The organism is Arthrobacter livingstonensis, assembly GCF_003219815.1.
Classification (GTDB): Bacteria; Actinomycetota; Actinomycetes; order Actinomycetales; family Micrococcaceae; genus Specibacter; species Specibacter livingstonensis.
Map to the genome: position 1 here is coordinate 179,078 of NZ_QJVD01000001.1, position 23,984 is coordinate 203,061.

Below are 23,984 nucleotides of genomic sequence, written 5' to 3' on the forward strand. Positions count from 1 at the left end.
TCCGCGATCACAGCACGACGTCGGCACCCAAGGAGGGTGCCGCCGTCGTGCTTCCTGCTTGCGTCAAGCCTGCCCGGGAGCCGCCGCGGCCGAGGGCTGGCGCTTGTCAAAGACGGTGGCACCAACCTCCTGTTCGGCCTGGTTGGTGATGCTGAGGTTGATCCCGGAGCGGTCCTTGAGCATCAAGACCGCGGCCAGTCCGATGAGCGTGGTGAGCAGCAGGTAGCCGGAGATGGCGAGGCTGGTGCCGGTGGCCTGCAGCAGCCATTGGGCGATCAAGGGGGAGAAGGCGCCGCCCAGGATGGCGCCGATGGCGTAGGAGATGGAGACGCCGGAGAAGCGGACCGAGGCCGGGAAGATCTCGCTGTACCAGGCCGCCTGCGGGCCGTAGGTCAGGCCCAGGCCAAAGGTGAGCAGCAGCAGCGCCAGGTACAGGGCCCAGAGTTCGCCGGTGTTGATCAACAGGAAGAGCGGGAACACTGTCAGGGCCATGGCGATGTAACCGACAATGTAGGTGCGCTTGCGCCCGATTTTGTCCGACATGGAACCGGCGAGCGCCGTGAAGACCAGCCACATGGCCGCGGCAAAGGTCATGGCGATCAACACGGGCGTCTTCGCCAGGCCGACGATGCCGTCGGGGTTGGTGGCGTAGCTGGGGATGAAGCCCCCCGTGGCCATGTAGCCGGCCGCGTTGTTGCCCACAAACACCAGCGCTGCCAGGATGACCAGGAGCCAGTGCTTGCGGAACAGTTCGACGATGGGAACCTTGGGCTGCTGCTTCTTTTCCGCGATCTCCAGGAACACCGGACTCTCCTCCACGGCACGGCGCACAAAGTAGCCCACGCCGATCAGCACAAAGCTCAGCAGGAACGGGATGCGCCAGCCCCACGCCAGGAATGCTTCGCCGGGGGCGATGACGCCGGTCATCAGCGCCATGATGCCGGAGGCCAGAAGCAGCCCCAGCGGCACGCCGAGCTGCGGGAACGAGCCTGCCCGCCCGCGCTTGTTGGCGGGCGCGTGCTCGACAGCCATCAGGACCGCCCCGCCCCATTCGCCGCCCGCGGAGACACCCTGCAGGATGCGCAGGACCAGCAGCAGCACCGGGGCCAGCACGCCGGCCGTCTCAAAGGTGGGCAGCACGCCGATCAACATGGTGCTCAGGCCCATCAGTAAAAGAGTCAGCACGAGCATGGCCTTGCGGCCGATTCTGTCGCCGAAGTGGCCGGCCAGGAAAGCGCCGAGCGGGCGGAACAGGAAGCTGATGCCCACGGAGGCAAAGGCGAGCAGCAGCCCGATCTGGGCGCCGGCCGGCTCAAAGAACAGGTGGGCAAACACCAGTCCGGCGGCCGTGGCGTAGATGAAGTAGTCGTACCACTCGACGGTGGTGCCGATGAGGGTTGCAAACGCGACGCGTCGCTGCGTGCGCCGTGTGTCAACGGCTGCTGTGGTGTTCATGGGTCGAAAGTCCTTGATTTTTTGATCCGGGGATCACGGCCGGCCCTGCGCGCGCGGGACGCGCCGGTAGACCGGGCTGACGGGGTGTAGTCAGTGTCACAGTAAAACTTCCGTGAGTAAACTTATAAAAATAGGCATACTTATTCGGCTTTATGAAAGAAGAGATTCTTGTCCAAGTTCACCTTCCGCCAGCTGGAGCTGTTTGTGGCACTCGCGGACTTTCCCACGCTCAGCGACGCAGCCGCATCCCTGCACTTCTCCGAATCCGCGCTCTCCCAGGCGGTCACGCGGCTGGAACGGTCCGTGGGTGAGCAGCTGTGCATCCGCCGCAAGGCGAGGGGGCTGAAGCTGACCCCTGCCGGGGAATACTTTGCGGTACGGGCCCGGGCACTGCTGAACGAGGCGGAGGACCTGGTGGCGGAGATGAGCGGCGCCACGGGGCAGTTGAAGGGGCCCGTAAAGCTGGGCTGCTTCGCCAGCTTCGCCGCCAGCGTGCTGCCCGCCATCCTGGATGGCTTCCCCAGGCTCCATCCAGGCGTCGACGTGGAGGTTGTGGTCGGCACCCACGACGAGCTGCTGCCCGCGCTGGAGAACGGCCGGCTGGACCTGGCAATTGTTTACGACATGGAACTGCCGCCGGGATTCCGGCGTCGAACCATCTACGAGACCGAGCTGCAGGCGGTGCTGCCGGTTGACCATCCGCTGGCGCAACAGGAGACCGTCGACCTCGCCCAGCTGGCCCCGGAACCGCTGATCATGTACGACTCCAGCCCCAGCACGGCCAACACGAACCGCGTCTTTGCGGACCGCGGGCTTAGTCCGACCATCGTGGCGAACATGCCGCAGATCATCCTGGTCCAGGCCCTGGTGGGCCGTGGCCTGGGCTACGGCCTTTTGATGTCCCGTCCCAACTGGGCCCCGGTCAGCCTGGAGGGACTGCCCGTGGCCGTGCGCCCCCTCGAACCGCCGGCCAGCCAGACGACCATGGCCGGCATTTGGCCCGAACACCTCCGGCTCAGCCCGCGGGCACAGGCCCTTCTCGACTTCACCGTCGATACGTTCAGCAACCCTGGAACACAGCCGCCCTCCGGCTGACAGTGCTACGCTCCAAACAGCATTTTGGTTGGGAGGCGGCGTGGCCGTACTGAAGTTTACGGACTGGTGGGACAGGTTCTTCGCCATCGGCATCATTCTCAAGGGACTCGACGGCGTCCTTGAACTGGTGGCAGGGACCCTTCTGCTGTTTATCGCACCGGACAGGATCCACCAGCTCGCCGTCCTCGTCACCCAGCCGGAGCTTTCCGAGGATCCCAACGACTTCATTGCCACCCACGTGCTGCGCACAGCCACCGGACTTAGCGATCACGTCGTGACCTTCACCGCCGTCTACCTGCTCGCCCACGGCATTGTAAAAGTGGTCCTCGTGACGGCGCTGCTGATGGACAAACTGTGGGCGTACCCGTGGATGATCGGCGTCCTGGTCATCTTCATCCTGTACCAGTTCTACCAGCTCACTCTCACCCCGTCGCTGGGACTGGTGGTCCTGACAGTGTTCGATATCCTGATCGTGGTGCTGACCTGGCACGAATACCGCAGGCACCGCAGACGAGGAAAAGAGATGGCATGAGAATTCTTGTAGTGGGGGCCGGGGCAACGGGCGGCTACTTTGGCGGACGACTGGCCCAGGCCGGACGCGACGTCACCTTCCTGGTGCGCGGGGGCCGCGCGGCTGTGCTGCGGGAAAGGGGCCTGCGGATTTCGGGACTGGGCCAGGACGTGCGACTCGAGCCGCAGCTTCTCACGGCAGGGCAGCTGGACGTCCCGTTCGACGTCGTCGTGGTCACGGTCAAGGCGGCCGGACTTGACGCGGCCATCGCCGACCTTGCTCCGGCGGTGGGCCCGGACACCGTGATCATCCCCTTCCTCAACGGCATGGCCCACATGGATGCGCTCGCCGCGGCATTCGGGGAGGACAGGCTGCTCGGCGGCGTCGTCAAGGTGGTCACCACCCTTGACGGCGACGGCGGCATCCTTCAGCTCAACCCCCTGGCCACCTGGGACGTCGGCGAGCTGCGGGGCGGGCCGTCCGAACGCGTGCGCCGGATCGTCGCCGAGATCGATGTTCCCGGCTATGCCGCGCAGGCCGTCCCCGACGCGCTCGCCGCCATGTGGCACAAATGGGTTTTCATCGCCACGGCGGGGGTGGTGACGTGCCTGATGCGCGGACCGGTCGGTGCCATCGTGTCCGTCCCGGGCGGCATCGAATTTGTCCACGCGGCCCTGGCCGAGGCCATCGCCGTCTCCACCGAGGCCGGCTTTCCGGTGCCGGACCCGGTCATCGCGGAGTCGCTGGGGTTCCTGACACTGCCGGGCTCCACCTTCACGTCTTCGCTCTACCGCGATGTCACGGCCGGTCTGCCGAACGAGGCCGAACCCATCCTGGGCGACTTTGCCCGCCGCGCCCGCGAGCTGGGCCTGGAGACTCCGCTGATTGACCTGGCACAGATGCAGCTGCGCGTGCACGAGGCCGGGCGGCTCTAGGGCGCCGGGCCGGGAATCAGCGGGACGGATGGCACAAACGGGATGCCTGGAACCACCCGTCAGGGCGCGTTAAAGTCCCGGCAGCGTGACCTGGATCCGGCCGTGCGGCAGCGCGACGGCGGATACGCCGGCCAGGCTGTCCACCACGTAGTGCGCGTCAAGGTCCTGCACAGCCGAGGTGCCGGCAACCGCCAGCGTCACGGCACCGGAGGCCCTGCCGGCGGCCAGCCCGGCCGGGGCGTCCTCCACCACCAGGCAATGCCGGATGTCGGCACCCAACCGGGAGGCGCCCAACAAAAAAGGTTCGGGGTGCGGCTTGCCGTTCGCCACCTGGTCCGCCGTGACCATGTGGGCGGGGGCGCGGATGCCTGCTGCTTCCAGGCGGGCCTCGGCCAGCCCCTGCGTGCAGGAAGTGACAATGGTCCACGCGTCATCGGGCAGTGAAGCCAGCAGCTCCGCTGCCCCTGCCTTGCGCACAATCCCGGCGGTATCGGCGGTTTCCAGCGACTTGATCAGTTCAAAGCCCTCGGCATGCCGGTCAGCGGCAACGTGCCGTTCCACCAGTGCCTGCGCCGGCACGCCGTGGCTGCCGTAGGAAAAACCGTCGAGGCCCATCATCTCGCCCCAGCGCCGCCACGCCCGTTCGGTGGCCGCGGTTGAATCAATGAGGGTTCCGTCCAGGTCGAACAGGAGTGCCTGAACCGTGAACTGCCGAATCTGCCCCTTTATGCCGGGCAAGGCACCATGAGCTGTCATGGCTCCACCTTATCCAGTCCGGCTGTGCCACTCGCGCCGGCCGAAGCGCCGGGCCGGAAGCACGACGGCGGCACTTGTTTTTCGCTCGAAGGGCAGGCGCCGCCGTCGAACGTTTGGGCGGCAGAGGTCAGCCCGCGCTGCGCAGTTCCGCCAGGTCCAGGCCGGCGCCGGGGCCCACAGCCTTGACAGGAAAGTCCTCCTTCAACATTTCAACCAGATCCGGGCGGAATGCGGGCGGAACCGTAACGTGGTCGTCAACGGCGACGAGCCCTTCCGCGGCCCAGCTTGCGACGTTTTTGGCGAGGATGTACAGGTCCGGATGGACGGTTTCAGGTGATTCCAGGGCATGGACGAGCAGTGCCGATTCGGGCGGGTTTTCGGTGGCGCATTCAGCCATGAAGGAGGCCATGTCGACATGCCAGCCGGTGTAGCTGCCGGGCTCGGATCCTGCCAGGGTGGAGATGAAGATGAACTGGCCAAGCACGTCTCGAAACAGCTCAAGCCTGGATTCCTCAAATTCCAAGCGCTCCTTGATGTGGGACGGGAGGACCGCTCGGCCGGCGTCGAACTTGATCAGCCCCAGGCTGCTCAGCAGGTACCAGTACAGCTTGAGCCTGTTCAGGGTTTCAGCCTCGAGTTCGGCGGGGGTGGCGGATGACCTGATGGCCTCGTCGAGGATCCCGGCACCGCTGTGGGTGAGGGCCGCGGCAGCTTCCGCCCTGTTCTTCTTCCGCAGGGCTCCCTTCGTGGTGACGTCCCTGCCGCCGCCAACCCAGGCCAGGATCGATTCAATGTTTTTCCAGAGCGGGGAGCCATCCACGGTGGCGGCGACCAATTCAGCCGTCAGCTCCGGGACGTAAACCTCGGGAAAGTCATAATCCTCGGGGTCAACCAAATCGCCGTCGGTGGCGCTGTCCCTTTCAAGGAGGTCGTCATTGCCGGCGCCTTCAAGTGGCGGCACCAAGGCGTCACGGTTGGGGGTGGGGTCCAAACCGGGCCACGCGGGCTGCTTGAACAGTTCCGCAAGCTCCTCCAGTTCGCCGTGCGTCCCCGTCCAAAGTGAAGCCTGGGCGAGGTAGCCCACATAGTCCCGAACAGCGCTCCGCAACGCAAAGGTGGACTGTGGGCTTGCGGCGGTTGCGGCGTCCAAGACTTGCCCCACCGCCTCGGGCGCCAGCGACATTGCATCGGTTTGCGGCTCAAGGATGCGGTACATGTCGAAGAAGTCGTCAAGGTTCATCAAGCTCATGTCAATGCCGGCATCGTCGCTGCCTTGGGATTCGAGCCACAGCGCAAATCCCGGCGAAAGCGCTTCCATGGCGCGGTCCAGCCGAGCATCCCGCAGGGACATCGCATTTGCCCGCGCCGCAACATCGGCGGCAGCCTTGGCAGGGTTGCCGAATCGGGACTGCTTGGACTTCTTGGCCACAGGGTTCCTTGCGGTCGGAGGGAAATAATCCCCTTAACCGTAGCCGCCTGCAGCACGACGCCGTGAGGGCACCTGTGCCGGGAAGGCCCCTCCCGGCGTCATACGTCACCGGCCCGTTGAAAACCTGGGGGCGGAAGCTGAAATTTTTTAGCGGGTCCGGACCGATTTTCTGCACCTATGGCCTAGCTGAACTGCGTCAACACGATCTTACCGCCGCCGTGGCCGGACATGCTGGCCTCGAACGCGGCCCCCGCCTGCTCCATGGGATAGCTGGCGGAGACGTCAACGGTGAGTGTGCCGGCGTCGGCGAGTGCGCTGAGCCGGTCCAGCCCGCGGGCGTCGGGGCGGACCCACACGTAGCGGCCGCCGTTTTCGTTGACGGAGCCGTCGGCGATGGAGGCGTGGCGGCCGTCCGGCTTGAGCACGGCCAGTGTTTCTTCCAACACGCCGCCGGCGAAGTCCGCCACGGCGTCCACCCCGTCCGGTGCCAGCGTACGGACACGTGCCACCAGGCCGTCACCGTACTCCACCGGCTCGGCGCCCAGCTCACGCAGCCGCTCGTGGTTTTTGGCGGAGGCCGTGGCAATGACACGGGCGCCTGCTTGGACGGCCAGCTGGATGGCCGTACGGCCCACCCCGCCGGAGCCGTTGTGGACCAGCAGTGTGTCGCCGGTGCGGATCTGAAGTCCGTCCAGCGTGCGCAGGGCTGTCAGCCCCGTCAAGGGCAGCCCCGCAGCCTGCTCCCAATTCAGCGATGCCGGCTTGCGGGAGACCGCGCCGGCGGGAAGCGCCACGAATTCGGCAAAGGTGCCGCCATGGATGGTGTCGCGGCGCCCGTACGAGTACACCTCGTCGCCCACGGCAAACTCCGGCGTGTCAAGGCCCACCGCCTCCACCACGCCGGCCACGTCCCAGCCCGGCACCACCGGGAAGGTCACGTCCATGATGGGGTCCAGGTAGCCGGCCATGACCTTCCAGTCCACGGGATTCACGCCGGCGGCCCTGACCCGGATCAGGACCGATCCCGGGGACACCTTCGGCGCGGGCCGTTCGGTGAGTTCAAGGACTTCGGTGCCGCCGTAGCGTGCATAGCTCATGGCCTTCATGGGTAATCCGCCTTTACTGGTTATGGAATGCTCTCCCTTGGACCAACCCGCACCGGCCGCTGAAGATTCCCGTACCGTCCTGTGCCGCGGACTGACCCTGCGCTGCGCGGGACACGGTTCTGCGCAGCGGTCGTGGCGTTCCCGGCGCACAACGGTACGCTTCCTCCATGACCCCCCAACGCTATGCCTACGGCCCAGACCCTTCCCAGTGGGCGGAGCTGTATCTGCCGGAAGTGCCGCGGCATGCCGGGGTGGTGGTGGTGATCCATGGCGGGTACTGGCGCAGCCGTTACGGGGCGGACCTGGGCGCCCCGCTGGCCCGCGACCTCGCCTCGCACGGGGTGGCCGCCTGGAACCTGGAATACCGGCGCATGGGCAATGGCGGCGGCTGGCCGGAAACGTTCCTGGATGTCGCGGCCGGGATCGACGCCCTGGCCCGGGCCGCAGGGGACCACGGCCTGGACCTCTCGCGCGTGGTGGTGCTGGGCCATTCGGCTGGCGGGCAGCTCGGCGTCTGGGCGGCCGGGCGTGCCGACCTCCCGGCCACGGCGGTGGGAGGGGCGCCCGCGGTGGAGGTCTCCGGCGTCGTCAGCCAGTCGGGGCTGCTCAACCTGACCCAGGCGCAGCACCTGGGGCTGAGCAACAATGCCGTGACGGCGCTACTGGGCAATGATGTGGCTCTGGTGGATCCCATGGCCGCCATTCCGCTGCCCGTCCCCGTATATGCCGTCCAGGCCGCGGACGACGACGACGTCCCCGCCTCCCAAAGCCAAAGTTACGTTAATGCCGTAGTGGCGGCGGGCGGCCAGGCGGAGTTCATCGACGTTCCCGGCGACCATTACGACCTCATCAACCCGGCCAGCGGCGCCTATGCCGTGTGCCGGGACCTGGTCTTGGGGTTGTTGGCGCGGGCGTAGTGTGTGTTCAAACCGCTTGACGAAGGGGAACGGCCATGTCAGAGAACACCCGGAAGATCGAGTCCGGCATCGAGACGGACTTCAGCGACAAGATGAGCTATGGCAGCTACCTTGCGCTGGACACCCTGCTCAGCGCGCAGCAGCCGGTCAGCTCGCACCACGACGAGATGCTGTTCATCATCCAGCACCAGACCTCCGAGCTCTGGCTGAAGCTGATGCTGCACGAACTGCGGGCCGTGCGGCTCCAGCTGGCGTCAGACAACCTGCGGGCGGCCATGAAGGGCGTGGCGCGGATCAAGCACATCCAGCGCTCGCTGACGGAGCAATGGAGCGTCCTGGCCACGCTGACGCCCAGCGAATACGCGCAGTTCCGCGGGGACCTGGGCTCGGCGTCCGGGTTCCAGTCATACCAGTACCGGGCCGTGGAGTTCATGTTGGGCAATAAGAACGCCGGCATGCTGAAGGTGTTTGCGGCGAACCCGCCGGCCCGGGCCATGCTGGCGAAGATCCTGGAGCAGACCAGCATCTATGACGAATTCCTGGCCCTGCTTTCGCGCCGCGGCTTAGCCGTCCCCGCGGAACTGCTGGAGCGGGACCTCACGAAGGCGCATGTTTTCAACGCCGAACTCGTGCAGCTGATCCGCGTTGTATATGAGCGGCCAGCCGACCACTGGGACCTGTATGAGGCCTGTGAGGAGCTGGTGGACCTGGAGGACAACTTCCAGCTGTGGCGGTTCCGGCACGTGGCCACCGTCAAGCGGATTATCGGCATGAAGTCCGGCACGGGCGGCTCTTCCGGCGTCGGCTTCCTGCAGCGTGCCCTGGACCTGACGTTCTTCCCGGAGCTGTACGCCGTCCGCACGGAGATCGGAAGCTAGCAGCGCCCTGCCCAGCGCCGTTGCGCCGCGGAGTCCAGGGCAGCCTCCACCCAGCGGCCCATGCCGGCGAACGCCCGGGCCCGGATGGCCGCGGGGGAGAGGAAGATATCGTGGAAGGCGCCCGCAATGCGGTGCAGGGTGACGTCCGGCCCCAGATCCACCGCCCGGCGTGCGACGGAATCGACATTGAGCACCACATCCGCCGCCAGCGCCACGGACGACCACTTGGGCTGCAGGTAGCTTTTGTCCGAAAGCATCACGAGCACGGGCGCCTCGATCGCCAGGCCGCGCGCCAGCCGTGACTGGCCCTGGAAAACGGCGCTAAGGAATGAGGGCATCACGGGAAAGCCGTGGTCCGGACGCCACTTTTGCTCGTAGTCCCACTCGCCGTCAAAGCGCGAGGACACAGCCCGCGTGTAAAACCCCGGATCGATCGGCGGGAGCGGAGCCAGCGGCCGGAACCTGCTGCGTGCCTGGATCAGCGGCGCCACCATGGCGCGCCCCACCTCGGTGGCCTGGAATTCCAGCCAGGGGCTATTAAGGACGACGGCGTCCGCCGCACCGGGGTGCCGGTCGGCCCACAGGCTGAGCGTCAGCCCGCCGGTCGAGTGCCCGAGCAGCACCAGTGGGCGCCGACCGGCTTCCTCCGGTGGTGCGGGATTGTCGCGGCCGGTCAGGGCCGTGAATGCAGCCTCCAGGCGGTGCCTTGCCGTGGCCAAAAAGTCATGTTCAAAGGCCGCCTGTTCCGCGACCGGGTCGGCTGCCGGTTCCGGATCCGCGGCCGGTTCCTCCGGGCGTTTCACGGAAGAACCGGTCGGAAAGCCACCACCGGCCACCGGGCCAACCGCGCGCCGCCCCATCGCGTCCAGCGCGGCGGCGATGTCGCCGTCGTACTCGTCCAGTGTGGACACCTGTCCGCAAAGCTGTCCGGGGCGCAGGCTGCGGCCGTAGTTGTGGAGATCGAGCGCGTAAAAGTTAGCGCCGGCCTTGTGCCAGAACTCGGCAAGTTCGCGCTGGAAGAAGTAGTCGGACCAGCCGTGGACGTACAGCACATCCGCCCCGGTGACGGCCGAGGGCGCCCGCTGCGCCGCGCTGCCGCAATAGCGGACCAGCGTGGCCGGGGAGTTTGTGGGCAACTCGAGTGTCAGCTGCTCAAAGTCCGGTCCAAGGACGTCCTGTTGCCATGGGGTCATGGCCCGATGCTACCGGGCTGCGTCCCCGGTCCCGCTGTGCCTATGCTGGAAGTGCCGAAACCGGCGGCCCCCGGACCGCCCGTATTGGCCCAAGGCCACACCTGGTACCTAGGCAAAGGATGAGCAAAATGGCGCATTGGCAGGAATCTTTGATGGTGTGGGGCCCTGCCTGGGCCGCCGTGCGGGGACTGGAAGGCGTTGCGGCGGACAACTCGGTGGCCATCACCGGCTTCGTGTCCGAACGCCTGGCCCCCTGGCCCGGCGACGGCGCCGAGGAACACGCCGGCTCCGTCCCGGAGGGCACGGTGCTGCAGCTGGTGACCGAAGATCCACAGTCGGCCGGCCAGTTTGCCGAGTCGCTCGGCTTTCGGCCGGCAGGGGCACTGGTGCTGCTGACCGCCCAAACCGACGACCTCGAGCAGGTGCCGTCGCTGCCCGCCGATGCGTATGTGGCCGAAGCGCCCATGGAAAACTACGAGGCCGTCGAGGTGGCCCTTTTTGACCGCCCCGTGGCCGGCGGCCGCATCAAGCTGGCGGAGGGACTGGCCGTGCTGGGCGGGCTGCACGTCGACGACGGCCATGGGGAGCGCGAGGGCGTGTTTGAACAAGCCATGGCAGCCGCCCTGGCGGAGGAGGCCTTCCTGCACGGCGCCGACGTGCTGTTCCTGGTGTCCGACGCCGCCCAGGCCGAACGTTTTGCCGCCGTCGACGGCTGGTCAAAGGCGGCGGACATCCTCACCTTTACCCGGTGACACCGGCTGAGGAACGAGGTTGGGGTGCGGGTGGCTGGGCCCGGAGCGAGCTCGCGTGCAGTTGGGATGGCTGGTTGGGCCCACAGCCCCGAGGGGCCCGGAGCGAGCTCGCGAGCAGTTGGGATGGCTGGTTGGGCCCACAGCCCCGAGGGGCCCGGAGCGAGCTCGCGAGCAGTTGGGATGGCTGGTTGGGCCCACAGCCCCGAGGGGCCCGGAGCGAGCTCGCGAGCAGTTGGGATGGCTGGTTGGGCCCACAGCCCCGAGGGGCCCGGAGCGAGCTCGCGAGCAGTTGGGATGGCTGGTTGGGCCCACAGCCCCGAGGGGCCCGGAGCGAGCTCGCGAGCAGTTGGGATGGCTGGTTGGGCCCACAGCCCCGAGGGGCCCGGAGCGAGCTCGCGAGCTCTGGGAGGGGCTGGGGATTGACCCTGACACGGTGTGAGGCCGTACAACGGAAGATGTCATGTTTCAAATAGGAGATTTCGCCAGGGTCGGCCGGGTGTCGGTGCGCATGCTGCGCCACTACGAAAGCATCGGACTGCTGCACCCTGCCCGCGTCGATTCCACCGGCTACCGGTTTTACGAAGGGCCGCAGCTGGCCCGGTTGAACCGGATTGTGGCGTTGAAGAACCTGGGGTTCACGCTGGAAACAGTGTCCCGGATTCTCGATTCCAGCCTTGGCGTGGAGGAATTGCGCGGCATGTTGCTGTTGCGCCGCAGCGAGCTCGAAGAGCAGCTGGCAGCGGATTCGGCACGGCTGACGTCGGTCGAGGCGAGGCTCCACGTCATCGAAAGTGAGGGCACCATGCCTGAATACGAAGTCATCATCAAGCCTGTCCCGGCCGTCCGGCTCGCAGAGCTGTCAGCGGAGGCGGAGAGTTTCGAGCCGCAGTCCATCAGCCCGGTGATCCAGCCGCTCTATGAGAAGTTGTATGGCGCGCTGGCTGCCGCCGGCATCACGCCCACCGGGCCCGGCGTCGCCTATTACGACGAGCTCGACGGCGGACGCGTCCGGGTGCACGCCGGAGCCCAGATCCCCTCCTCCGAGGGCAGTGGCGCCTTTGACGTGGTGGAGCTGCCCGCGGTGGAGCAGGCGGCGACGCTGATCCACCGCGGGGTCATGGACAACGTCATGCCATCAGTGCAGGCCCTGGCCCGTTGGATTGACGCCAACGGCTGGGTTTCCACCGGCCCGAACCGGGAACTGTACCTGGACTACGGCATGGGCGCGGATCCGGAGCAGTGGATCACCGAACTGCAGGAGCCAGTCGCCCGGGCGTGAGCGGCGGCCGTGCCGGCTGGTGGCCGGGCCCGCGTTTTCTGCGCAGAGGCACTTCGCATATGCGCTAGGCCAGCCCCCGAGCCTTGCGCATAACGGAAGTGGAGTTAGCCTATGCGCAAGGCCAGCCCCCGAGCCTTGCGCAGCTTGGTCACCTGCGCAGGGCCAGCCCCCGAGCCTTGCGCATAACGGAAGTGGAGTTAAGTTATGCGCGACGGTCGAGCCGGGGCCTGCGCATGGGTGGCGGTGGCACGGGATGCGCGGCGGGTCCGGCAAAACTGAGGGGTTGTTTTGCTTCTGCGCCTAACCCATGCCGGGCCCGGCGCAGAAGCGCCAGGGGAGGCCGCTATGGGAGGCGGGCGTCCGGCGTCGTACGTGGAAACTGGCGGAATGGGCCGCGGACGGAGTGCGTAGGCCCCTTTCGGAGTGCGGCGCAAACGGGCTACCCTGAATTGGCATGCATACCTGGGAAATCAGCAACACAGCGAAGTCCATGCAAGGAGTCGGCAGATGCACTACTGGTGGGCCAGCCACGGTCGGAACTATGAACAAGCCATCACCGAGGGGACGCTGTGGAACAGCCAAGGACCCGTTGGTGAGGAGCACGGCGACAGGGTATTCCTGAAGGAAATGCGCAGGGGCGACGTGGTGTTCAACTACTTCGGCCCCTATATCCGGGCCGTGAGCGTGGTGAGCGAGAAATGGCAGGACGCGCCCCGCCCCGAAGGCTATGAACAGCAGCTTGGCGAGGGCGACGACGGCTGGCTGGTGCGCACCACACCGTTGGCCGAGGGCCTCCGGGTGCACCGCGAGCGCGCAGCGGGCATCACGGCCGACGGTGCGCCCGGACCGCTGAACGCCGCCGGCAAGCCGATCCACAGATACATTTCCGCCCTGACCGATGAGGAAGGGCAGGCGCTGCTGAACGAATGCGGCGTGACGGCGCCGCAAACCTCTGCCGGAAGCCTGCGCGGACTGCCCGGCAGTGCGTGGGGCGCCGATGAGCCGGACGACCAGACGCTCACCACCATCCGCCTGGAACAGGCCTACCTGCGCCAGAACCTGCTGCGCGGCCGGTTGAAGGCGCCGTGTGCCATCTGCGGGGCGGAGCTGCCGGCACGGTTGCTCATTGCCGGGTACATCAAGCCGAGGTCGCACTGTTCCGAGGAAGAGCGCATGGACTATGCCGGATGCGCCATGCTCACCTGTGCCCTGGGCTGTGATGCCCTGTATGAATGGGGTTACGTGGTGGTCGGCCCCGAGGGGCTCATCCGCGCCGGGCAGGCGGCCGAGACCGACCGCATCGAGGACGCCGTGAACCGGCTGGTGGGGCGCCGCTGCAGCGCGTTCAATGAGCAGACCACCAAATGCTTTGCCGAGAATGAAAGGCTCATGCTGGCGCAGCAGCCGTAAGTGGGGCCGGCGGTCCCGGGTACGGGACGATGGCGCGGGCGCGGCGGCGATTACGCAGCCCGGCCCGCCGTCAAACATGGCAGAATTGATGGTGGCCCGGGTGCAGACGGGCCCAGTGATAATACAGCCGGCCGCGCCCCAAGCAGGTGGCGGCTGGGCGAACCACTTACCTACGGATTTGAGACTGCCTGCCATGCCATCGCTGCAAAACAATGCTGCCGCACCCAAAACCAGTGCCACCCCTGAAACCGCGGCCGTCCCCAAAGCCGCACCCCGCTTTGCCGACGTTGGAAGCCGCTACTACGGCATCCTGCTCGCCTGCATGGCCGTCATCGTCATCCTCTCCAACATCGGAGCCTCCAAGGGCGTGATGTTTGGGCCGATCGTGACTGACGGTGGCTTCTTCCTGTTTCCGTTCGCCTACATCCTGGGCGATGTGATCAGCGAGATTTACGGGTTCAAGATGGCACGGAAGGCCATTTTCACCACGTTTGCGCTGTCCATTTTTGCCTCGCTGAGCTATTGGGTGATCATTGCGTTGCCCGGCTTCACCGATGACTACGGCGTGGCCAAGCAGCACGCCCTCGTGGAAACACTGGGGCCGGTGCCGCAGATTGTGCTGGCCAGCCTGCTCGCCTTCCTGGCCGGGCAGACCATCAACTCGCTCATCATGGTCCGGCTCAAGGCCCGGCAAGGGGAGCGGAAGTTGTGGATGCGCCTCATGGGCTCCAGCGGCGTGGGCGAATTCATCGACACGGTCATCTTCTGCACCATCGCCGCACCGGTGATCGGGATTGTCGGCTTCGGCATGTTCGCCAACTATGTGCTGGTCGGCTTCGTGTACAAGGTCGGCTTGCAGTACCTGTTGATCCCGGTCACCACGCTGGTAATCGGCTGGTTTAAGCGGCACGAACCTACGTACGCGAAATAGCCGAGTCTCGCCAGCTTGGCACGCCCTTGGTGGTCCTCGAGCCCATCCCGTGTGTGGGTCACGCCCCGGGACCGAATCGGCAACCTGATTTCCCGGTGCCGGCTGTGTTGTTGCGTCCGGGTATGCCACATTCCGGGCAACGGCCCGCAGGGCGAGGCCCATGGGGACAAACGTTGCCAGCTGCGCCGCCGCGCCCACCACGGTGGCCACGGGACCGCCCATGAAGTTGGTGACCGCGAAAGCCAGTGCGGCAACGGGCACCCACACGGGCACCGCCCTGGCCATCCGCAGTCCCACGGACAGCATCAGCGTCCCCAGCGTCAGGCCGGCCAGGAACACCCACAGCAGCACGGTTCCCAGTACGTAGCCGTCCTCGGCCGTGACCAGTTGTTCAATGGTGCCCGCCGGCAGGCCGATGTCCGCCGCCGAGCCGAAGACTCCAAAGAACAAGGCAAAGTGACCCACTCCGACGGCCATGCCGGCGGCCAGCAGCAGTGACCCGAGCCCGGCCAACGTGCGGCCCCGCTGTGGGCCGCGGTTCGCGGCGGCCGGGTTTTCAGCTGGGAGAGACCTGGCCGGCAGCTCTCCGGCAGGCAGCGAACGAGCGGCCCTTGCTGCACCGGGCAACGCTCCGGCCGCAATGAGCCCGGGAATCCAGAGGAGCGGGCCGGCAATGGCCAGCGTGGCGGCCAACAACCACAGACCGGGGCCCCCGGAGACCATGGACAGCATGGCGGCAAAGCTGCCGTCCGCCGGCTGGTTCACCAGGGCCAGCAGGTTTCCGGCCACCAGGGTGGCCGTGCCTGCCAGCATGCTGGCGCAGGCAACATTTCGGGTCAGCCAGGGAATGTTCATCGTAAATCACCTTTCAAACGAAATCGTGAAGACTGGACCTTCAGGATGCACCCGCCGCGCGGCCGGCCGCGTCCGCACTGCGGGCTAAAATGCGGTCCGTGCGTCCGCCAAATGGGGGACGACGGCGGACGCGTCGCGGTTCTATGATGAGGGCATGGCAGGCAGCCAGGCTGTATGGTGGCACGCCCGGCCGGGAGGGTTCCCGGTCCCGGACGTTGCGCTGGCCGCGTTGCTGTTCGTGATTGGAGTGGCATCGACTGCCGCCGGGCAGCCAAACGAAGGTCCGCTGTCAGTCACGCTGCCCACCGCCGTCGTGATAACCGCATCCCTTTGCTGGCGGCGCAAAATCCCGCTGCTTCCCGCTGTGGCCGGTGCCGCCGCAAACCTCTTCCAGGGCTGGCTGGCAGAAACGCCCGGGTCTCTGTGGTCGCTGGTGGTGTTCGCCGTCGCCATGTACTCGGTGGCAGCCTGGAGTTCCGAAGGTGCCGCGGCTGTTGGCGGGGCTGTGCTGTTGGCTGCCCTGCTGGGAGGGGAATGGCTGAGGCGCGGACCCGACTACCTGTTCATCGTCCTGGTGTTTGGCGGCATCTGGCTCCTCGGACGTGCCAGCCGCCTCTGGCGAAGCCGCCTGACGTTCCAGCAGCTGCACGAACGCGATGCCTCCCGCCTGGCCGTGGCCAACGAACGCCTGCGGATAGCCCGGGAACTTCACGATGTCCTGGGCCACAGCATGAGCGTGATCGCCGTGCAGGCCGACGCCGCAGGAGCTGCGCTGGAGAGCCGAGCCGAACTGGCCCGCGAGCCGTTGCGCGTCATCCACTCCACGGCCAGGGGGTCGCTGGCCGAAATCCGCACCATGCTGGACATGCTGCGCGGCGACGACGGGGAAGGCGCGCCGGGCCTGCGCCAGCTGCAGGCACTGCTGGACAGCAATGCCTTGGCCGGTCTGCCCGTGACGCAAAGGATCAGCACGGGCCTTCCGGCCCTGGACCCTGCCGCGGACCTGGCCCTGTACCGGGTGGTGCAGGAATCGCTGACCAACGTGATGAAGCATGCCGGCCTGGTCCCGGCCAGCGTGTCCGTGCAACCCTCCGACGGCGGCGTGGAGGTGGAGGTCCACAACGGGCCGGCCATCGCCGCAGGGGAAGATCCTGGCACCGGATACGGACTCCAAGGCCTACGCGAGCGGATGCAGCTGGCAGGCGGGATCCTCGAGGCGGGCCCCACGGACGATGGCGGCTGGCGGGTTTTTGCGCGCGTCCCCGCGCCGCGTCCCACCCAATCAGCGGGTCCCGCGACGGCGGCGATCTAGGTGACAACCGTCTTGCTAGTGGATGACCAGCAGCTGATTCGGGATGGCTTCACGCTGATGCTCAACCTTGAGCCGGACCTGGAGGTCGTGGGCGAGGCCGGGGAGGGCAGGGCGGCGCTGGCCCTGACTGCGCAGCTGCATCCCGACGTCGTGCTTCTGGACATCAGGATGCCGGTCATGGACGGTCTGGAGGCCGTCCGGCGGCTCACGGCTGTGCACACCACGGCCGCCATTTTGATGCTGACCACCTTTGACCTGGATGAATACGTTTTTCAGGCCCTGCGCGACGGCGCCCGGGGCTTCCTGCTCAAGGACGCGCCGCGGGAGCAGCTGGTCCACGCGGTGCGGTCGGTGGCCGCGGGGGAGTCCATGCTGGCCCCGGCCATTACCCGGCGGCTGATCGAACGCTACGTCCAGCGGCCGGTGTCCGGCGTCATGCCCAGGGCGCTGGGGGCCCTGACCGGACGCGAACAAACGGTCCTGCGGCTGCTCGCGGGCGGACTTTCAAACGCCGAGATCGCCGCGGAACTGGTGGTGGGGGAGGCCACTGTGAAGACGCACGTGGCCCGGATCCTGGGCAAGCTGGGTGTCCGGGATCGCGTCCAGGCCGTCATCGCGGCCTACGAGGGCGGCTTCGTGGGGCCGGGCCTGCCTACCGGTTTGGGTAGTACCGGCGCAGCGTCTCGGCCTTGAAGTCGAAGAACGTGCCGTCTTCGATGGCAAGCCGGGCGTCGTCGACCATTTTCACCACGAAGCGTTCGTTGTGGATCGACACCAGGGTCGCGGACACCATCTCCTTGGCCTTGAACAGGTGGTGGATGTAGGCGCGGCTGTAGTTGGCGCACGCGTAGCAGTCGCAGCCGTCCACGAGGGGCCCAAAGTCGCGCTTGTAGCGGGCGCCGGACAGGTTGAACCGGCCGTCCGGGGTGTAAAACGCCGATGTGCGGGCCACCCGGGTGGGGGAGACGCAGTCAAAGGTGTCGGCCCCGTTCTCGATGGCCGTGAAAATGTCATCGGGCTCGGAGATGCCCAGCAGGTGGCGCGGCTTGTCCTCGGGCAGTTCCTCCGCGCACCAGCGCACAATGGTGCCGAGGTTTTCCTTCTCCAGCGCCCCGCCAATGCCATAGCCGTCAAAGTCCATGGAGCCCAAATCGCGGGAGGCCTTGCGGCGCAGATCCTCATACTGGGCGCCCTGGATCACGCCAAACAACGCCTGATAGGGTTTGCCCGTCCGGTCAAGGGTCAGCCGAAAATGCTCCTCGACGCACCGTTGTGCCCACAGCCGGGTGCGCTCCAGCGACATCTCCTGGTAGCCGCGGGAGTTCAGCAGCGTGGTCAGCTCGTCAAAGGCAAACATGATGTCCGCGCCGATCTGGTGCTGGACCTGCATCGACACCTCGGGGGTGAAGCGGTGCATGTCACCGTTGAGGTGCGACTTGAACCAGACGCCGTCGTCGTCAATGTGCGCCAGCCGCTCCTTGCCCACGGCCACGGAATCGTCCGCGCCGGCGTGGGGGGAGGCAGCCGCGGCGTCCATGTTGATGACCTTCTTGAAGCCGGACCCCAGGCTCATGACCTGGAAGCCGCCGCTGTCCGTGAAGGTGGGGCCGTGCCAGTTCATGAACTTCCCCAGGCCACCCGCCGCGTCCAACAGCTCCGCGCCCGGCTGCAGGTACAGGTGGTAGGCGTTGGCCAGCAGTGCCTGGGCACCGAGCTCCGCCATGGATTCGGGCAGCACGGCCTTGACCGTCGCCTTGGTGCCCACCGCGATGAACGCCGGGGTCTTGACGGTCCCATGCGGGGTGGTGATGACGCCTGTCCGGCCCTGAAACTTGCCACCATTGAGTTCGACGGCGGCGTCCGACGGCGCGCAACTCTCACCCATACGTGTGGTCACCTTAAACCCAAATTCCCCCTGCGACGCCGGCGGCCCGGGAATGCGCTGGGGTGCGGCAGGGTCAGTGGAGAGCAGGTCCGTGGCGGGTTCGGGGGAAGGCATGGGTTCCATTTTGCCAGTGTTTGCGGCACGTACTGTCCGCCCGGCGGAAAAATCGTTGTGGGCCCACGCGCCCGAGGGCCGCGCCGCGAGCCTGGGTTGGGTGGAGGGGTGTGGGCCCACGCGCCCGAGGGCCCCGCCGCGGGTCGGGACAGCGAGTGGTGGGAGGGCGTGGGGATTATCTCGAACTTCAGTGGGAGTGTGAGTTGCGACACGGAAAGTTCTTTCGCGAATAACCTGCCGATCGCTCATTAGGAGTCCTTACCATGAACGAGACAAGAAATATCAAGGACTTCAGAGCCCAAAGGAGCTGCTCATGTCCGCAACGAACATCACTCACGATTCACCCACCCGGGGACCTGCAAAACCACTGCCGTACGTCATCAGCGGCATCCTCCTGGCGGCTGCCATCATCATGCCGCTGGTGGTTCCGATGTATGCCAAGGACGGCCCGCGCCTATTCGGCTTCCCGTTCTTTTACTGGTACCAGATGATGTGGGTGCCCATTTGTGCCATCCTGATCGGGATTTCCTACTGGCTGGTGACGGCCGAGGACAAACGCCGCCGCGCCGCAGTGCGGCAGGAGCCCGGTCACCGAGGCAAGCACGACGCCGGCGGTGAGGCCAAATGAGCACCGCACTGGGCACCCTGGCGGGCGCGCTGGCCACGGCCCCGACGGCAACGCGCGGGGTCAACGTGACGGCCCTCGTCGTCGTCATTGTCCTGTTTGTCCTGGTGGGCATCCTGGGCTTCTACGCTGCCCGCTGGCGCAGCGGCGGAACGGACGGGCTGCACTCGCTGGACGAGTGGGGCCTGGGCGGGCGGAAGTTTGGCTCTTGGATCACCTGGTTCCTGCTCGGCGGCGACTTGTACACGGCGTATACGTTCGTGGCAGTGCCGGCGGCCATGTGGGCGGCCGGTTCGGTGAGCGGCTTCTTCGCCGTTCCCTACACGATTGTGCTGTACCCGATCGTGTTCCTGCTGATGGCCCGGCTGTGGTCGGTGTCCAAGCGCCACGGCTTTGTCACCACAGCCGACTTTGTGGGCGGGCGCTATGGCAGCCGGCCGCTGACGCTGGCCATCGCCCTGACCGGCATCATCGCCACCATGCCCTACATTGCCCTGCAGCTGGTGGGCATCAAGTCGGTGCTGACGGTGCTGGGCGTGGGCAACCCGGACAACTGGTTCCTCAACGACCTGCCGCTGATTGTCGCCTTTGTGGTGCTCGCGGTTTACACGTACACCTCGGGACTGCGCGCCCCGGCCATGATCGCCGTCGTCAAGGACGTGCTGATCTACCTGGCCGTCATCGTTGCCATCATCTACCTGCCGTCGAAATTTGGCGGCTGGGAGCACATCTTCGGTGCCGCCCAGGAAAAGATGACCACAGTGAACCCGGCAACCGGCAAGGTCCCCGGCCCGTTCATCCCGGGCGCGGACAGCTACGCGGCCTACGCGACCTTGGCGCTGGGCTCGGCCATGGCACTGTTCATGTACCCGCACTCCATCACCGGCGTGCTGGCCACCAAGAGCCGCAACACCATCCGCAAGAACGCCGCCGTGCTGCCCCTGTACTCGCTGGTGCTCGGCTTCCTGGCGCTGCTGGGCTATGTAGCCATCGCCGCCGGAACCCATCCGGTGGAGCTGAACGGCAAGACCATCAATCCGCAGCTGGTGGTGCCGCAGCTGTTCCTGGACAACTTCCCGTCCTGGTTTGCCGGTGTTGCGCTGGCCGCCATTGCCGTGGGCGCGCTGGTGCCGGCGGCCATCATGTCCATCGCGGCCGCCAATCTGTTTACCCGCAACATCTACAGGGACCTCTTCAAGAAGGACGCCACGCCGCGGCAGGAGGCCAAGGTTTCCAAGCTGGCCTCCCTGGTGGTGAAGTTTGGCGCGTTGATCTTTGTGATCGGCCTGGATGCCTCGGCGGCCATCAACATGCAGCTGCTGGGCGGCATCTGGATCCTGCAGACGTTCCCGGCGATTGTTGCCGGCCTCTATACGCGCTGGTTCCACAAGTGGGCGTTGTTTGCCGGCTGGGCCGTGGGCATCGTGTACGGCACGTGGACCGCGTACAGTGTGGTCAATCCCGTCACGCATGCTCACTTTGGCGGATCCATTGCCGCCATTCCGGGCACCACCACCAAGGTGTACATAGCCATCACGGCGTTTGTGCTGAACGCGGTCGTGGCCGTGGTGGTCACGCTGGTGCTGCGCGCGCTGAAGGTTCCGGACGGCAAGGACATCACCCGCCCCTCCGACTTCGGCGCCAACGAGGACGACCCCGAGGTCACGGCGTTCGCCGCCAGGACAGTGGACGGGGCCGGCCCGGTGATTTAGCCCGACTGGCTCAAGGAGAAAAGGCGAGGGAACGACGGCGGCCAGCTGGCCGCCGTCGTTCCCTCGCCTTTTCGCTGCTCCGACCGCCCGTAAACGTCCTTGCGGTGGCCGGGGGTGACCACGACGATGCGAAGTATGTCGTTCCCGGTGGTGTAAATGATGCGATGGCTGACGACCCGCACCCGCAGTCCCGGGCGCCCTTTGCGGGCCTTCGCGCCGGGCGGACGGGGGTCTTCGCCAAGTAATGCAGTGGCCCCTTGAATCCTGGACCTGTCCCGCCGGTCGAATTTCCGCAGGGCGCGGACGGCAGCGGGACGCAGCTCGATTCGGTAGCGGCTCACACCCACCGAGGTCCGCCTTGACCCGGTCCCAAGGGATATCGGGGCCCGCCTCGGCCATGGCCGCGTCGAAAGCGGCGACGTCGTCAGCATCTTCAAGGGCTTGGCTCATCCGCCCGTATTGCTCGGGGCCGACGACGGCGGCGAGTTTGCCGCGACGCTCAATGAAAACGGCCTCCGTCTGGGCCCGATCGATCAGCCCGGGCAGGTGCTTGCGGGCCTCGGATACGTTGATGTTTGACATGAAGGATGTACGTCTCTTCATTTGAGATGTACATCCTGATTAAGGTGTTCGAAGGGTTCCGGCTGGGCTACGCGTCCGGGAAGTGGGTTTCCATGAAGGAGTCCCACTGGGCGCCAATGGCGGCCAAAGCGGCCGCGCCGAGGCCGTACGTGGAGGCGATGATTTGGGCGCCGGGGTGTTCGCGGAGACCCTCGACGGGCGCCTGCTGGGCCAGGACCAGCAGGCCGTCGCCATGCTCGGCGTAGTCAGCCACGGTCAGCCCCACCTGCGAGTCGGTGCGGTACCAGACCTTGCCGCTGAGGGTGGCGCCTGTATTGAGCGTGACCTTGTAGGCTTCGCCGGGATCGGGCAGCCAGCCGGTGTCGATCCCCAGGGCGTCCCACAGGTTGGTGTGCGCGGCGCTGGTGCCATCGACGAAAACGGTGCGCCGGGGCGTGTGCGGATGGCGGTCCAGGGCGAACTTCAACTGCTGGAGGAAAATGGTCCAGCCCTCGGTGATGTCGGAGTCGTATTTGGCCCATTCCCCGGTGGCTTTCCCGCGCGTCATGGTCACCAAGGTGCCGTCCGGATGCGGTTCGAGCGTAAAGGCGTCGCCCATGGACAGGTCAAGGTGAAGGTGGTCTTCGCCTTCCTTGACGCTGCCGTAGTAAATCTGCCGGATTTCCTCGTCCAGGCCCTCCATTTCCCAGCCGTGCCACTGGGCGATTTTGGCCGGTTCGCGCAGCATTCGCCATACTTGTTCCGCGTCCGCATTGACGAGGACTGAGAGCTGATTCGTGTCCATGAAACGTAATCTACGCCCGTTCCGGGGAACCGGCTAGTTCGCCACCCGGTCCCCGACCTCGGACTGCACGCCCGGGCTGAGCACTTCCTCCGGCGTCATCCATGTCAGCTCAAGTGCGTCCTGCCGTCCGGTCTCATCTAAATTGGGCACCGGAGGTTGAATAGCGCCAATCCGCGGACCCCGTGATTCAGAAGGTCCCGGCCCTCACTTCAAATTGTCCGCAGATTTCCACGCACCGGACCCAGCCAGGCCCGGTGAACTCACAGCAGGACCTACGGGGTGGCAGGGTAGATTTGATGGAATGAAGGGGTTCGCAGCATCTTTGACCCTTGGCGCCTGCATCGTGTGCATGGTTGCGGGGTGCCATTCCCCTGCTGGACCAGCCAATGTGCCAACGACAGCAGCCGGTCCGGGTGATGCTGTGGCAACTCCCGTCCCCGGCAGGTACCCGACGCCGTACCGCTACTGCGGCTTCACGTCCGGGTACGACCTCCCAGTTATCGCAGACGCTGCGACGAGTAACAGGGTGCATCTAGTGCTGGACACGCCTACCTTCCTGATCCTTAGTCGCGATTGCACACACGGCGTTTCGGTGCTGAAGGACCAGCCGTCCGCCTCGCGGATTCTGACCTACTACCCGAACGCGAACCATGCTTACGCGGTCGTTATTGACGTGCAAAGCCCGAGAACCAAAGTTACCTTTACACTTGTCAGCGGCACTGTCAGGTCAATACAGATCGATGCGGATCCGCTTCACTAGATTGTCGACAACCAGCCAGTTGGACGTGATTAACGATGACGTTCAGGCAAAGGCAGTAATGGCGGTTTCGACGGCTCCGGGCGTTGCCGGGCCTGGATATCGACAGGCACCGGCGGCGGGCTCGATTACCGTCCCAGCCCGGCGTAGGAGATCGCCTGGCGGACCAGTGCGCCGCGGCCGCCCACGAACTCGGACTGCACGCCCGGGCTGAGCACTTCCTCCGGCGTCATCCATGTCAGCTCGAGTGCGTCCTGCCGGGGGGTGCATTCGCCGGTCACCGGGATCACGTACACGAGGGCAACGGCGTGCTGGCGCTCGTCGGTGAACCCGGTTTCCGAGGGGGAGGGCAGGTATTCGGCCACCGTGAACGGCACGGGGCTGACCGGCAGCTGGGGGAAGGCCAGCGGTCCCAGGTCCTTCTCCACATGGCGCACCAGGGCCGCCCGGATGGTTTCGCGGTACAGCACGCGCCCGGACACCAGGGTGCGGACCATGCTGCCCTCGTCGTCGGCCTGCAGCAGCAAGCCCACCTCGTTCACGTAGCCCAGGGGATCCAGGCGCACGGGCACCACTTCGATATAGACCATGGGAAGGCGGTTCCGGGCCTCGTACAGGTCCTCGTTGGACAGCCAGCCGGGATACGGATCAGGGGTACGGACACTCATGTATCAGTTCTACCCCATGAACCCCGCGCGGACATCCTCCCCT

The 23,984-nt window shown here is 66.3% G+C and carries 24 protein-coding genes and 1 pseudogene; 14 read left to right on the forward strand and 11 right to left on the reverse strand.

Translation table 11 applies throughout. The annotated features are described in order from the left end of the window. Window positions 1-63: 63 nt before the first annotated feature. Window positions 64-1,455, reverse strand: a complete 1,392-nt coding sequence (locus tag CVV68_RS00760; RefSeq protein ID WP_110499096.1) for an MFS transporter — start codon at window positions 1,453-1,455, stop codon at window positions 64-66. Between the two features lie 168 nt (window positions 1,456-1,623). On the opposite strand from CVV68_RS00760, the gene CVV68_RS00765 reads away from it, so the two are divergent. The 3 genes from CVV68_RS00765 to CVV68_RS00775 are packed head-to-tail and all read left to right on the forward strand — an operon-like array spanning window position 1,624 to window position 3,996. Then, window positions 1,624-2,550 carry a LysR substrate-binding domain-containing protein gene (locus CVV68_RS00765; protein ID WP_110499097.1) on the forward strand — a complete coding sequence of 309 codons (927 nt, stop codon included), beginning with the start codon at window positions 1,624-1,626 and terminating at the stop codon, window positions 2,548-2,550. Between the two features lie 40 nt (window positions 2,551-2,590). Continuing rightward, entirely contained in the window at window positions 2,591-3,082 is a 492-nt protein-coding gene (locus CVV68_RS00770) for a DUF2127 domain-containing protein (protein ID WP_170133040.1), read from the forward strand. Beyond that, window positions 3,079-3,996, forward strand: a complete 918-nt coding sequence (locus tag CVV68_RS00775; RefSeq protein ID WP_110499099.1) for a ketopantoate reductase family protein — start codon at window positions 3,079-3,081, stop codon at window positions 3,994-3,996. The genes CVV68_RS00770 and CVV68_RS00775 overlap by 4 nt, the downstream gene beginning before the upstream one ends. 69 nt (window positions 3,997-4,065) lie before the next feature. Here CVV68_RS00775 and CVV68_RS00780 read toward each other — a convergent pair whose 3' ends face one another. The 3 genes from CVV68_RS00780 to CVV68_RS00790 all read right to left on the reverse strand — a co-directional run bounded on the left by CVV68_RS00780 (window position 4,066) and on the right by CVV68_RS00790 (window position 7,287). Continuing rightward, entirely contained in the window at window positions 4,066-4,752 is a 687-nt protein-coding gene (locus CVV68_RS00780; RefSeq protein WP_110499100.1) for an HAD-IA family hydrolase, read from the reverse strand. A gap of 127 nt (window positions 4,753-4,879) precedes the next feature. Continuing rightward, window positions 4,880-6,181, reverse strand: a complete 1,302-nt coding sequence (locus CVV68_RS00785; RefSeq protein WP_110499101.1) for a hypothetical protein — start codon at window positions 6,179-6,181, stop codon at window positions 4,880-4,882. Between the two features lie 182 nt (window positions 6,182-6,363). Next, window positions 6,364-7,287, reverse strand: coding sequence for an NADP-dependent oxidoreductase (locus tag CVV68_RS00790; RefSeq protein WP_110499102.1), 924 nt, complete (start codon window positions 7,285-7,287; stop codon window positions 6,364-6,366). 167 nt (window positions 7,288-7,454) lie between these two features. On the opposite strand from CVV68_RS00790, the gene CVV68_RS00795 reads away from it, so the two are divergent. After that, window positions 7,455-8,204 carry an alpha/beta hydrolase gene (locus CVV68_RS00795; protein WP_110499103.1) on the forward strand — a complete coding sequence of 250 codons (750 nt, stop codon included), beginning with the start codon at window positions 7,455-7,457 and terminating at the stop codon, window positions 8,202-8,204. A gap of 35 nt (window positions 8,205-8,239) precedes the next feature. Further along, window positions 8,240-9,082 (forward strand): tryptophan 2,3-dioxygenase, encoded by an 843-nt coding sequence (kynA, locus tag CVV68_RS00800; protein ID WP_110499104.1) that lies wholly within the window; start codon window positions 8,240-8,242, stop codon window positions 9,080-9,082. Here the strand turns inward: kynA and CVV68_RS00805 are convergent. Continuing rightward, window positions 9,079-10,275 carry an alpha/beta hydrolase gene (locus tag CVV68_RS00805; RefSeq protein WP_110499105.1) on the reverse strand — a complete coding sequence of 399 codons (1,197 nt, stop codon included), beginning with the start codon at window positions 10,273-10,275 and terminating at the stop codon, window positions 9,079-9,081. The two genes, kynA and CVV68_RS00805, sit on opposite strands and share 4 nt — an antisense overlap. A gap of 128 nt (window positions 10,276-10,403) precedes the next feature. Between CVV68_RS00805 and CVV68_RS00810 the strand changes: the two genes are divergently transcribed. From CVV68_RS00810 to CVV68_RS00845, 7 genes are all read left to right on the forward strand, one after another. Further along, on the forward strand, window positions 10,404-11,027 hold the full coding sequence (locus CVV68_RS00810; RefSeq protein WP_146238786.1) for a hypothetical protein: 624 nt from the start codon (window positions 10,404-10,406) through the stop codon (window positions 11,025-11,027). A 460-nt stretch (window positions 11,028-11,487) separates the two neighbouring features. Further along, window positions 11,488-12,306 (forward strand): MerR family transcriptional regulator, encoded by an 819-nt coding sequence (locus CVV68_RS00815; protein ID WP_110499107.1) that lies wholly within the window; start codon window positions 11,488-11,490, stop codon window positions 12,304-12,306. Between the two features lie 507 nt (window positions 12,307-12,813). Then, window positions 12,814-13,716: a hypothetical protein gene (locus tag CVV68_RS00820; protein ID WP_110499108.1), complete on the forward strand. Its 903-nt coding sequence runs from the start codon at window positions 12,814-12,816 to the stop codon at window positions 13,714-13,716. A gap of 193 nt (window positions 13,717-13,909) precedes the next feature. Next, window positions 13,910-14,647: a queuosine precursor transporter gene (locus CVV68_RS00825; RefSeq protein ID WP_110499109.1), complete on the forward strand. Its 738-nt coding sequence runs from the start codon at window positions 13,910-13,912 to the stop codon at window positions 14,645-14,647. A 160-nt stretch (window positions 14,648-14,807) separates the two neighbouring features. Further along, entirely contained in the window at window positions 14,808-15,014 is a 207-nt protein-coding gene (locus CVV68_RS00830; protein ID WP_110499110.1) for a hypothetical protein, read from the forward strand. A 642-nt stretch (window positions 15,015-15,656) separates the two neighbouring features. Beyond that, window positions 15,657-16,814, forward strand: coding sequence for a sensor histidine kinase (locus CVV68_RS00840; protein WP_110499112.1), 1,158 nt, complete (start codon window positions 15,657-15,659; stop codon window positions 16,812-16,814). Then, window positions 16,815-17,507, forward strand: a complete 693-nt coding sequence (locus CVV68_RS00845; RefSeq protein ID WP_110499113.1) for a response regulator — start codon at window positions 16,815-16,817, stop codon at window positions 17,505-17,507. Here the strand turns inward: CVV68_RS00845 and tgt are convergent. Continuing rightward, entirely contained in the window at window positions 17,467-18,699 is a 1,233-nt protein-coding gene (tgt, locus tag CVV68_RS00850; protein ID WP_438502605.1) for a tRNA guanosine(34) transglycosylase Tgt, read from the reverse strand. The two genes, CVV68_RS00845 and tgt, sit on opposite strands and share 41 nt — an antisense overlap. 427 nt (window positions 18,700-19,126) lie before the next feature. Here tgt and CVV68_RS00855 point away from each other — a divergent pair, with 427 nt between their 5' ends. Further along, window positions 19,127-19,441: a DUF3311 domain-containing protein gene (locus CVV68_RS00855; protein WP_110499115.1), complete on the forward strand. Its 315-nt coding sequence runs from the start codon at window positions 19,127-19,129 to the stop codon at window positions 19,439-19,441. Continuing rightward, a complete protein-coding gene (gene mctP, locus CVV68_RS00860) occupies window positions 19,438-21,150 on the forward strand; it encodes a monocarboxylate uptake permease MctP (RefSeq protein ID WP_110499116.1) in 1,713 nt (570 codons plus the stop codon). Before CVV68_RS00855 ends, mctP begins: the two co-directional genes overlap by 4 nt. Here mctP and CVV68_RS23760 read toward each other — a convergent pair. The 5 genes and pseudogenes from CVV68_RS23760 to CVV68_RS00885 all read right to left on the reverse strand — a co-directional run bounded on the left by CVV68_RS23760 (window position 21,147) and on the right by CVV68_RS00885 (window position 23,941). Further along, window positions 21,147-21,491 carry a type II toxin-antitoxin system RelE family toxin gene (locus CVV68_RS23760; RefSeq protein ID WP_211320677.1) on the reverse strand — a complete coding sequence of 115 codons (345 nt, stop codon included), beginning with the start codon at window positions 21,489-21,491 and terminating at the stop codon, window positions 21,147-21,149. The two genes, mctP and CVV68_RS23760, sit on opposite strands and share 4 nt — an antisense overlap. Window positions 21,492-21,597: 106 nt before the next feature. Then, window positions 21,598-21,753, reverse strand: a pseudogene (locus CVV68_RS25060) (type II toxin-antitoxin system Phd/YefM family antitoxin); the annotation flags it as partial. A 46-nt stretch (window positions 21,754-21,799) separates the two neighbouring features. Further along, window positions 21,800-22,516, reverse strand: coding sequence for an SRPBCC family protein (locus CVV68_RS00875; RefSeq protein WP_110499117.1), 717 nt, complete (start codon window positions 22,514-22,516; stop codon window positions 21,800-21,802). Between the two features lie 33 nt (window positions 22,517-22,549). Beyond that, window positions 22,550-22,666 (reverse strand): DUF4916 domain-containing protein, encoded by a 117-nt coding sequence (locus CVV68_RS24840; protein WP_245933256.1) that lies wholly within the window; start codon window positions 22,664-22,666, stop codon window positions 22,550-22,552. 735 nt (window positions 22,667-23,401) lie between these two features. Further along, window positions 23,402-23,941 carry an NUDIX hydrolase family protein gene (locus CVV68_RS00885; RefSeq protein ID WP_110499119.1) on the reverse strand — a complete coding sequence of 180 codons (540 nt, stop codon included), beginning with the start codon at window positions 23,939-23,941 and terminating at the stop codon, window positions 23,402-23,404. Between the last annotated feature and the right edge of the window lie 43 nt (window positions 23,942-23,984).

Excerpts from the sequence above, each read along its gene's own strand:
- CVV68_RS00760 (WP_110499096.1), bottom strand. The coding sequence starts at position 1,455 with ATGAACACCACAGCAGCCGTTGACACACGGCGCACGCAGCGACGCGTC.
- CVV68_RS00775 (WP_110499099.1), top strand. The coding sequence starts at position 3,079 with ATGAGAATTCTTGTAGTGGGGGCCGGGGCAACGGGCGGCTACTTTGGC.
- CVV68_RS00780 (WP_110499100.1), bottom strand. The coding sequence starts at position 4,752 with ATGACAGCTCATGGTGCCTTGCCCGGCATAAAGGGGCAGATTCGGCAG.
- CVV68_RS00790 (WP_110499102.1), bottom strand. The coding sequence starts at position 7,287 with ATGAAGGCCATGAGCTATGCACGCTACGGCGGCACCGAAGTCCTTGAA.
- CVV68_RS00795 (WP_110499103.1), top strand. The coding sequence starts at position 7,455 with ATGACCCCCCAACGCTATGCCTACGGCCCAGACCCTTCCCAGTGGGCG.
- kynA (WP_110499104.1), top strand. The coding sequence starts at position 8,240 with ATGTCAGAGAACACCCGGAAGATCGAGTCCGGCATCGAGACGGACTTC.
- CVV68_RS00805 (WP_110499105.1), bottom strand. The coding sequence starts at position 10,275 with ATGACCCCATGGCAACAGGACGTCCTTGGACCGGACTTTGAGCAGCTG.
- CVV68_RS00810 (WP_146238786.1), top strand. The coding sequence starts at position 10,404 with ATGGCGCATTGGCAGGAATCTTTGATGGTGTGGGGCCCTGCCTGGGCC.
- CVV68_RS00815 (WP_110499107.1), top strand. The coding sequence starts at position 11,488 with ATGTTTCAAATAGGAGATTTCGCCAGGGTCGGCCGGGTGTCGGTGCGC.
- CVV68_RS00820 (WP_110499108.1), top strand. The coding sequence starts at position 12,814 with ATGCACTACTGGTGGGCCAGCCACGGTCGGAACTATGAACAAGCCATC.
- CVV68_RS00825 (WP_110499109.1), top strand. The coding sequence starts at position 13,910 with ATGCCATCGCTGCAAAACAATGCTGCCGCACCCAAAACCAGTGCCACC.
- CVV68_RS00830 (WP_110499110.1), top strand. The coding sequence starts at position 14,808 with ATGGGGACAAACGTTGCCAGCTGCGCCGCCGCGCCCACCACGGTGGCC.
- CVV68_RS00840 (WP_110499112.1), top strand. The coding sequence starts at position 15,657 with ATGGCAGGCAGCCAGGCTGTATGGTGGCACGCCCGGCCGGGAGGGTTC.
- tgt (WP_438502605.1), bottom strand. The coding sequence starts at position 18,699 with ATGGGTGAGAGTTGCGCGCCGTCGGACGCCGCCGTCGAACTCAATGGT.
- CVV68_RS00855 (WP_110499115.1), top strand. The coding sequence starts at position 19,127 with ATGTCCGCAACGAACATCACTCACGATTCACCCACCCGGGGACCTGCA.
- mctP (WP_110499116.1), top strand. The coding sequence starts at position 19,438 with ATGAGCACCGCACTGGGCACCCTGGCGGGCGCGCTGGCCACGGCCCCG.
- CVV68_RS00875 (WP_110499117.1), bottom strand. The coding sequence starts at position 22,516 with ATGGACACGAATCAGCTCTCAGTCCTCGTCAATGCGGACGCGGAACAA.
- CVV68_RS00885 (WP_110499119.1), bottom strand. The coding sequence starts at position 23,941 with ATGAGTGTCCGTACCCCTGATCCGTATCCCGGCTGGCTGTCCAACGAG.